Genomic DNA, 9234 nt, shown 5'->3' on the forward strand with positions numbered 1-9234 from the left:
ACAAATGTGCGATTTGGAGGTGTATCGTTTTGGAAGTAAAAATTAACAAGGAAATCAGGGATTACACGGAAGCAATCTTTTTCGGATTGTCCCTAAGACAGTTTATCTTTTCAGGATTAGCCTGCGGGATTGCCGTTGGGCTTTATTTTTTGCTTCACCCATACATGAGTATGGAAACAGTGAGTTGGATTTGTGTACTGGGAGCTGCCCCATGTGTAGTGTTCGGGTTTGTAAAATATCATGGAATGACAGCGGAGCAGTTTATCTGGGCATGGATTAAATCGGAAATCCTGATGCCGAAAAAACTGGTGTTCCGGTCAGAAAATCTTTATTTTGATGCAGTAGAACCAGTCATTAAAAAATATGAGAAAGAAAGTCTGAAGAAGGAGGGACGCAAGAAAAATGATAAAAACGCTGAGTAATATCTTTAAGCAGGATAAAGAAAAATTTGTAATTCCAAGAAGTGTACAGCAGGTAATTCCCATCGAGACCATCTGGTCTGACGGGATATTTAAAATCGGGAGAAATAAATTTGCACGTACTTATAAATTTACAGATATCAACTACGCGGTGGCAAGCAAAGTAGATAAAGAAACCATGTTTCTGGAATATATGGACTTATTAAATTCGTTCGATTGCGGTGGAACAACAAAAATAACGATCAATAATCGCCGCTTGAATAAAGTGGATTTTGAAAAAGCAATTCTGATTCCGATGCAGGAGGACGGACTGGATTTATATCGGAAAGAGTACAACAACATGCTTTTAGATAAGGCAACCAGTTCAAACAGCATAGTGCAGGAAAAATATATGACAGTATCCTGCTATAAGAAAACGATCGAAGAAGCCAGAACGTATTTTGCACGAGTGACAACAGAGCTGAACAGCCATTTTGCAAGATTGGGTTCCAAATGTGCAGAGGTAAATGGAGAAGATAAGTTACGGATTCTGCATGATTTTTACCGTACAGGAGAAGAATCTGGTTTCCATTTTGATATTCAGGAGAGTATGAGAAAAGGGCACAGCTTCAAAGATTATATCTGCCCGGATACTTTTGAATTTGAAAAAGATTATTTCCGCATGGGAGAGCGTTACGGAAGGGTACTCTTTCTTCGGGAGTATGCTTCTTACATTAAAGACGATATGATAGCAGAACTGACCGACATGAATCGAAATCTGATGTTGAGCATTGATGTGATTCCTGTTCCTACTGATGAAGCAGTGCAGGAAGTGGAAAAACGTCTGCTTGGTGTGGAGACGAATATCACAAACTGGCAGAGACGGCAGAATGCCAACAATAACTTTTCCGCAGTGATTCCTTATGACTTGGAACAGCAGAGAAAAGAAAGTAAAGAGTTCATGGATGATCTGACTACACGTGACCAGCGTATGATGTTCGGTGTACTGACTATGGTGCATACTGCAGAATCGAAAAAGCAGCTTGACGCAGATACGGAAACACTTCTGACCATTGGACGGAAAAAGTTATGCCAGTTTTCAGTTTTGAAATTTCAGCAAATGGACGGACTAAATACAGCACTTCCCATCGGACACCGAAAGATTCCGGCAGTCCGCACGCTGACATCGGAGAGCGTGGCAGTGTTGATGCCATTCCGGGTGCAGGAGATTATGGACGCAGGCGGCATCTATTGTGGAGAAAATGCAATCTCTCATAACTTAATCATGTGCAATAAAGAAAAACTCCTGAACCCGAACTCATTCCTTTTAGGTGTGCCGGGAAGTGGAAAATCCTTTAATGCAAAAATGCAGATTGTATTCCTGGCACTGGCAACGCAGGACGATGTCCTGATTTGTGATCCAGAGCGAGAGTATGCATCGTTGGTTGAAGCAATGGGCGGAGAAGTGGTTCGTATTGCTGCAGGAAGCAGGGACCACATCAATGCAATGGATATGGTAGACGGATATGGAGATGGCGGTGATCCGGTAATTGAAAAGTCACAGTTTATCTTATCTTTGTTTGAGCAGTTGGATAAAAAAGGGATCAATGCGAAGGAACGTTCCATTATTGACCGATGTGTAGGGGAAGTCTATGAGGAATATCAGCATGGCGGAGCAGTGCCGACTTTACGGGTGTTGCGTGAAAAGTTTCTGGAACAGGAAGAACCGGAAGCACAGGATTTGGCACTGGTATCAGAATTATTTACAAATGGAAGTCTGGACGCATTTGCACATGAAAGTAATGTTGATGTGAATAACCGTATCATGGTATACGACATTCTGGATTTAGGAAAGCAGCTAAAGACCATGGGACTTCTGGTTATCACTGATGCAATGCTGAACCGGGTAACAGAGAACTGGAAACAGGGAAAGCGAACTCATATTTTCTTAGACGAGTTTCATGTAGTATTTGAAAATGAGTATTCCGGAGCATTTTTTAACTCTGCATGGCGAAGATTTCGTAAGCGTAATGCATTTCCGACAGCAATTACCCAGAACGTGGAATATCTGTTAGATTCTGTTCTTGCAAGTACGATGATTTCCAACAGTGAGTATATCGTGATGCTTAATCAGGCAGAGCCGGACAGAGCAAAGTTGGCAACACTTCTGAATATCTCCACTGAGCAAATGGGATATATCACAAATGCAGATGCCGGTTGCGGTTTGGTGAAATACGGAAGTTCACTTGTACCGTTCGTCAATAGATTCCCGACCAATACAAGGTTGTATAAACTGATGACCACAAAGCCGGGAGAGGACAGTATCAACCGAGGAAGAATGTAACTTCAATAATCAATTTAAGAGAATGGCACCGGAAATCGTCACAATTTGTGGCGTTTTTTTAGTGCCGGAAAAGGAGAAAAATATGTCAGAAATCAGATTTTCATCAAAGGAACATGAAAGTTTTTTTTATCAGATGTTAGCAAAATGCGGAAAGCACGACAGTTATTACAGTTCATTTTTCTATTGTGTGGGAATTTCTGAAGATACCAGAAATCATGTTGACCGCATGTTTGATTTTAAGGAGCGTTTGATTAAACCGGAAGCACTGCATGAAGGGTGGCAGACAGGCGGTTCGGCACGATTGACGAGACTGGCATTTAACTTGTGGAATGGATATGTGGAGAAAGGAGAAGAAAGTCTGTTTACCCCATACGAGATGTTTGATTGTGGTCATGCACCATATTTTTATGAAGCAATCCGCATAAAGTATCCGGAATACTGCCGGGAACTGCCACAGGTGAATAAAAAAGAAACTAATCATGAACGCTAGATAAAGATTCAAATGGAGGAAAGCGATGGATCGTAAGATAAAAACACGCCAAGTCCATAAGGATATTAAAGTATTAGATAAGACGGTTACGGTGACAGACCATGTCAAACATTCCTATGTCAGAACAAAAGAAACTGTCATGCAATCGACGGAGAAATCCAGTGATAGAGAGAATAATCCGGTAGGTTATGCAGAAGATGCGGCCAGCGAGTATGCTGACCGCATCTTTCACGAAACAGGGCATCAGGTACGTAGACAGGCAGGAAAGATTATTGAACGGAAGAAAGAGAAAGCTTCTGTTTCTTTGGCAGGCGAAGAAACAGTTTACCAGCCGAAAGAACAAATCCGACCAGTACCGCCTTCAGGCGGGGAAAAGGCACAGGAGCAGGGAAAAAAACTTGCTGTAAAAAAAATCAAGACTGTTGAGCGGGATAAAAGAACCATTAAGACCGGGAAAGTATCGGAGCAGGTTGTAAAGAATACCGGAAAGGGTACCATCAAGACATCTGGAAAATCAGTCAAGACTGCAGAACAGACGGCAAAGACCAGCATTAAGACATCGGAGCAGACTGCAAATGCTTCTGTCCGGGCAATGCATTATTCTATGAAAAAAGCAGAAAAAGCAGTGCAGACAGCAAGGCAGACTGCACAGAATACCAGGATTGCAGTGAAAAAGACAGCAAAAGCGGTAACACATGCAATAAAAGCGTTGATTGAAGCTACAAAAGTATTACTGAGTGCATTGACTGCAGGTGGTTGGATTGCGGTTATGATTTTGATTATCGTCATTTTATTTGGTGGATTTCTATGCATGACAGGTGGGGATAATTCCAGTACGGTTTCTTCGGTTAGTGCAGAAGTAGAAGCATACGAACCACTAATCCGTCAGTATGCAAATCAATATGGCATTGGAGAGTATGTGGAACTAATCAAAGCCATTATGATGCAGGAATCAGGTGGGAGAGGATTTGACCCGATGCAGTGTTCAGAAGGGAGCTTTAATACAAAATACCCCAAACAGCCGAATGGAATCACTGATCCAGAGTATTCGATTTCTTGCGGAGTGCAGGAGATAAAAAGCTGTCTGGAACGTGCAGGGGTAAAAAATCCTCTGGATATGGAAAATATTAAACTGGCATTGCAAAGTTACAATTTTGGAAATGGATATCTGGAATGGGCGAAAGCCAGGGGTGGATACACCTTTGCAAATGCAGCAGAATTTTCTGATATGATGGCACAGAGAATGGGGTGGAGCAGTTATGGGGACAAGCAGTATGTACCACATGTGCTTCAGTATTATGCATTTGGAAGAATCCCGACAGGTATCGGCAATCAGGCAATCGTTCAGGTGGCAGCATCGCAGGAAGGGAAAAGTGGGACAACTTACTGGAGCTGGTATGGATTTGGAAGTCGGGTAGAGTGGTGTGCCTGCTTTGTGTCCTGGTGTGCAGACCAGAGCGGTTATATTCAGAGTGGAGTCATTCCGAAATTTTCTCTTTGTTCGGACGGTGTGAAGTGGTTTGAAAGTAAAGGTAGGTTCCGTGACGGAAGTTATACCCCGGCGGCAGGAGATATTATTTTCTTTGATTGGGGAAACAATGGAACGATTGACCACGTTGGAATTGTGGAGAGTGTCAGCGGTGGAACAGTGAATACCATTGAAGGAAACAGTGGAGATAAGGTGGCAAGACGGAGTTATAGTATTGGAAGCAGTAACATCTATGGATACGGTGTTCCGGCATATTAAAAGGCAGGAGAAAGAATATGATAGTCTAATATTGAATCCGTTGTATACAATTCCTAAAAATAGACTTGACTTCTAAATATTACAGGTGTAAGATTTAGAAAAATAAAATAATTAGAAGAAAGGGGTATCTATGAAAAGAAAACGGAAAAAGCAAAGCACCCAAAAATCTTACACTTGTAAGATTTTTGGGCTGATAGTGGCTATAACAGTAATTGCTGTTTCAGGAGGTATTTTATTAAAAAGGACTATAACGGAATCACCAGAAAATACACTTATGGAATATATGAACCATATTGAAAAAAAGGAATATGAAGTAATGTACACTATGATAGATTCAGATGAAAAAGTTTATCTGACAAAAGAAGAGTACATACAACGAAATTCTAAGATATACGAGGGAATAGAGGTCAGTGACATCAAAATCAGTCATGTAACTGTGAAAGAGAAAAAAGCAGATACAGTTACGCTTTCGTATGAAACATCATGTAATACAATTGCCGGAACAATACAATTTGACAATATGGCAGAACTGAAGAAAACGAAACAGGGATATAAATTAGTATGGCAGGATAGTTTGATTTTTCCAGATTTAGAGAGTGATGATAAAATAAGTGTTACTACATCAAAAGCGGAGAGAGGAGAAATATTAGACCGAGATGGTAAAATGCTTGCAGGAAAAGGAGTAGCAACATCAGTTGGCATTATACCGGGAAAGCTGGAAGACAGGAATGTATCTATTGAAAAAATAGCGGAGTTATTAGAGATAGATGTAGAAACAATAAATAACAAACTCACAGCAAAGTGGGTAAAAGAAGATTCTTTTGTACCAATTGAAACTATTCCAAAAGTAGAAGAAATAGATTTAATGAAAATACAGCCAGAAGAAAAGACACTTGAGGAGCAGGATTGTCAGAATAAACTTTTGGAAATTCCAGGGGTTATGCTATCAGATGTGGAAGTTAGAACCTATGAGTTAGGGGAAGCAGCAGCTCATTTAATTGGTTATGTACAGTCTGTAACAGCAGAAGATTTGGAAAATCATCCAGGGGAAGGATATTCAGCTGAAAGTGTAATCGGAAGATCTGGGTTGGAAAAGTTATACGAAAAGCAATTAAAAGGAAAAGATGGTTGTGATATAAAGATTTTGGATAGTGATGGGGAAGTAAAAGAGGTTCTTGCAAGTATTTTTAAAGAAGATGGTATGGATATAAGATTAACGATAGATTCCGATTTGCAAAAATCATTATACGAGCAGTTTAAAGAAGATCCGGGGTGTTCTGTCGCAATGAATCCTTATACGGGAGAAGTATTGGCTTTGGTAAGTACCCCATCTTATGATAATAATGAATTTATACGGGGCTTATCATCAGAGAAATGGACATCATTAAACGAAGATGAAAAGAAGCCATTATATAATCGTTTTCGTCAAGTATGGTGTCCTGGCTCAACATTTAAACCAGTTGTGGCAGGAATTGGGTTGAAAACGGAAAGCATAGATCCAAAAGAAGATTTTGGAAATGAAGGTTTGGCATGGCAGAAAGATTCGTCTTGGGGATCTTATCAAGTGACAACACTTCATGAATATGAACCGGTTATTATGAAAAATGCAATTATCTATTCTGATAATATTTATTTTGCAAAGGCAGCTCTTAAAATTGGTAGTGAGAATTTTATGAATACTTTAAATGAAATAGGATTTAATCAGAATATGCCGTTTGAGATTGCGATGCAGGAATCAACATATTCCAATACAGATAAAATAGAAACAGAAATACAATTGGCAGATAGTGGTTATGGGCAAGGGCAGATTCTTGTAAATCCATTACATCTGGCAAGTATTTATACTTCATTTTTAAATGAAGGGAATATGATAAAACCGTATTTGAAATACAAAGAAGAAGCATCCGGTGAAACATGGATAGAAAATGCGTTTAGTAAAGAAAATGTAGAAGAAATTATGCAAGGGGTGGAAGGTGTTGTAAATGATCCGGAAGGAACCGGATATGCTGCACATCGTGACGATATTTTGCTGGCTGGAAAAACAGGGACAGCCGAGTTGAAGGCAACGAAAGAAGATACTTCTGGCAAAGAAATCGGGTGGTTTTCGGTGTTTACGGCAGATAAAAGCGTGGACAAACCAATTCTTCTTATCAGTATGGTTGAGAATGTGAAAGGAATCGGTGGAAGTGGTTATGTTGTTAAAAAAGATGCAACAGTATTGGATGAGTATTTTAAAGAATAAAAAAATTTTTATGAGAAATTATTACATATGTAAGATATTTGCGATGATATTGATAGTTCTTATTGTTTTTACAGGGTGCGGACAAAATCGAATTACGGAAAAAGAAGAAAAGAAAGAAACCGTAGAATCTGAAATGAATGCAGAAGTAAAAAAACAGCGCAAACTTTTCGGTCTGTTTATATGAAGGAGAAGTCGGAGTTAAATACATTAAAGGTGAAAAGAAAAATTATCAATTGTCTGGAAGAAAAAGGATATGCGGCAGTAGATTGTGATAATCAGATCGATATGGTCAATCGTGAAAAAGTAGAAGAATTTTGCAAAGCAGCGGAGAAAGAAGAACAGGCAACAGTAGATATTGTACAACCGAACAGAGATTCGCTACAATATTAATATTTCTGGTGATAAGGAGATGGGAAGATGAGACAATGTATGGATGCAGATAATCTGCACCGAAGACTGAAGAAAATAATCGGACAGGTTCAGGCAATCAGATGTACTGGTATCACTGGCATTAATTGCATCAGTCTGTATTGGTGAAAATTTTGCAGCAGGCGAGGTCTTTCTGGTTCAATATTCCATTAAAGCGGCTTAAGAAGGTTATGGTTGTAATGGCAGCCGCCAGGATATCACTGACTGGTTCTGCAAGGAAAACTGCAAATACCTTATCAGATAAAAAGAGCGGCAGGATAAAGATCAGAGGGATCAGCAGGATCAGTTTTCGCAGGCATGCAAGAAGCAGACTGATCTTTGCCTGTCCGAGTGCCATAAAACTCTGCTGGCAGCTTATACTCCCGGAAAGCAGGAGACAGCAAGAGAAGATTTCAATAACAGCAGAAATTATGTATAATTATGTTGTAGGTACAAAAATAGTGTGACAGCGAGGTAGAGAAAATGGAAGAGCAGATAAAAAAGATTTATGAAAAGCAGAAAAATGGACGCATCAGGATGATACGGAATGTGCTGTTGATTTATGCAGCATTGATCTGTGTGGTGAGTATTTTCAAAGGAAATCCGTTCCCGCATCAGGAGACAGTACTCTTTTTCGATGTGAAGCAGCCGGGCTGGGTCACGACAGATCCCTGGCTTCTGTGGATTTGCGTGGTGGTTGATCTGATTGCAGGTATATTCATTTTAATCAGGGACATTCTCAGAGATTTTTCAAAAATTGACCGGATTCTGTCACAGCAATGTGATGCAGAAAAATATTCAGAAATGCTGGAAGAGTTGATAAAGTACGGAAAGAGCTTGGATTATCATGGATTTCAAAAAAGTGTCATGCTGATAGCTGAGTCTAAATATGTAGTTGCACTGATCATAAATGGGCAGTTGCAGAAGGCAGAAGAGTATATAAAGAATGAATGGGAAGGAAAAAGAGAGGGACGTTCCTGGCAGCAGGTCATGACGAATCTCGAACTGTCGAAGAAATATCAGGAGAAAGATGCGGCAGGTTATTCGGCTACATTAGAAAAAGCAGGGAAAGTATTTCAAAAGAATCCACTGTTTATGGCAAAAAATTTGATGCTGAAAGGTGAAGATGAGGCAGCAGTAAGATTACTGGAAAATGATACGGAAAAGTTGCCTTATTATGAGGTTACACGCAGATTCCTGCTGGGAGTATGTTACTACCGAATCGGAAAAGAAGAGCAGGGAAAAGAATGTATGGAATATGTAATTGGGCATGGAAATACGTTGAAGTGCAAAGAAGAAGCGGAAAAATATGTAACAGTGTAAGTAAGGATGTTCTTTAAAATGACAGGGTAACAAAAATGGAGAAGATATAGAGGATGGTAATAAAATAGGATATATCGCACATAAAGATGGTGAATCTGGAGTATACAATTCCTGAAAATAGACTTGATTTTTAAATATTACAAGCGTAAGATTTAAGGAACAAAAAAATTAGAAGAAAGGAATCGGTGGAAGTGGTTATGTTGTTAAAAAAGATGCAACAATATTGGATGAGTATTTTGAAGAATAAAAAAATTTTTACAGGGAATTATTACATATGTAAGA

General features: G+C 39.5%; 7 protein-coding genes and 2 pseudogenes. 8 read left to right on the forward strand and 1 reads right to left on the reverse strand.

Annotation, left to right across the window (positions count from 1 at the left end; genetic code table 11):
• The first annotated feature begins 29 nt into the window (after nt 1-29).
• The 7 genes and pseudogenes from NCY30_RS11090 to NCY30_RS15375 all read left to right on the forward strand — a co-directional run.
• Nucleotides 30-422 carry a PrgI family protein gene (locus tag NCY30_RS11090; protein WP_021740709.1) on the forward strand — a complete coding sequence of 131 codons (393 nt, stop codon included), beginning with the start codon at nt 30-32 and terminating at the stop codon, nt 420-422.
• Nucleotides 403-2742, forward strand: coding sequence for a VirB4-like conjugal transfer ATPase, CD1110 family (locus tag NCY30_RS11095; protein ID WP_055304300.1), 2340 nt, complete (start codon nt 403-405; stop codon nt 2740-2742). Before NCY30_RS11090 ends, NCY30_RS11095 begins: the two co-directional genes overlap by 20 nt.
• Before the next feature lie 82 nt (nt 2743-2824).
• Nucleotides 2825-3232, forward strand: coding sequence for a DUF6075 family protein (locus NCY30_RS11100; RefSeq protein ID WP_055157339.1), 408 nt, complete (start codon nt 2825-2827; stop codon nt 3230-3232).
• Nucleotides 3233-3257: 25 nt separating this feature from the next.
• Nucleotides 3258-4979 carry a lysozyme family protein gene (locus NCY30_RS11105; protein ID WP_173788407.1) on the forward strand — a complete coding sequence of 574 codons (1722 nt, stop codon included), beginning with the start codon at nt 3258-3260 and terminating at the stop codon, nt 4977-4979.
• Nucleotides 4980-5109: 130 nt separating this feature from the next.
• A complete protein-coding gene (locus NCY30_RS11110) occupies nt 5110-7221 on the forward strand; it encodes a penicillin-binding transpeptidase domain-containing protein (protein ID WP_173817717.1) in 2112 nt (703 codons plus the stop codon).
• 180 nt (nt 7222-7401) lie between these two features.
• The gene (locus NCY30_RS11115; protein WP_055181106.1) at nt 7402-7611 is read left to right on the forward strand and encodes a DUF6070 family protein; all 210 of its coding nucleotides are present in this window, start codon (nt 7402-7404) and stop codon (nt 7609-7611) included.
• Between the two features lie 27 nt (nt 7612-7638).
• Nucleotides 7639-7710: pseudogene (locus NCY30_RS15375) on the forward strand (metal-sensing transcriptional repressor); the annotation flags it as partial.
• Between the two features lie 31 nt (nt 7711-7741).
• On the opposite strand, the pseudogene NCY30_RS11125 reads toward NCY30_RS15375, so the two are convergent.
• Nucleotides 7742-8008: pseudogene (locus NCY30_RS11125) on the reverse strand (hypothetical protein); the annotation flags it as partial.
• Between the two features lie 104 nt (nt 8009-8112).
• On the opposite strand from NCY30_RS11125, the gene NCY30_RS11130 reads away from it, so the two are divergent.
• Entirely contained in the window at nt 8113-8952 is an 840-nt protein-coding gene (locus tag NCY30_RS11130) for a hypothetical protein (RefSeq protein WP_026649394.1), read from the forward strand.
• The last annotated feature ends 282 nt before the right edge of the window (nt 8953-9234 follow it).

The organism is Dorea sp. MB18-49 (genome assembly GCF_023669465.1).
Lineage (GTDB): Bacteria > Bacillota > Clostridia > Lachnospirales > Lachnospiraceae > Dorea_A > Dorea_A longicatena.